1 pseudogene is annotated in these 416 nt (G+C 49.8%); it reads right to left on the minus strand.

The annotated features are described in order from the left end of the window. Positions 1-416, minus strand: a pseudogene (locus J0A66_RS21815) (PAS domain-containing protein); the annotation flags it as partial.

The raw sequence follows: 416 nt of genomic DNA on the forward strand, positions 1-416 counted from the left end.
TAGGGATCCGGCCGCTCACCGGCCAATAGTTGTCTGCGGATCTGCTCAGCATTATCGGGGGTGCGTTTTACACAATGTCGATAGTTCAACTTAAAATATTCGGGCCGATAACCGAGTACATCCTGAACACTGTTACTCACATAACTGATGCGCCCGGTCAGATCATGGGAATAAACAAAATGCCCATTTAACCCGTCCACCAAACGGCGAAACTTTTCTTCGCTTTCTTTGAGTGCCTGCTGGCTAAGACGCCGGGCCGTAATGTCACGCACAGTAATGGCGATACCGTTACCAGCCTTCACCACCTGAATCTTTATCCATTGGGCGCTAATCAGGGGGCTGTTGGTTTCCAGGTACTGATCATGAGCTTTGCCACTTTGACAAACCTGGATGCACAGCGCCAATAACTGAGGATG

This window comes from Bowmanella dokdonensis (assembly GCF_017254865.1).
In the GTDB taxonomy this organism is placed as follows: Bacteria; Pseudomonadota; Gammaproteobacteria; order Enterobacterales; family Alteromonadaceae; genus Bowmanella; species Bowmanella dokdonensis.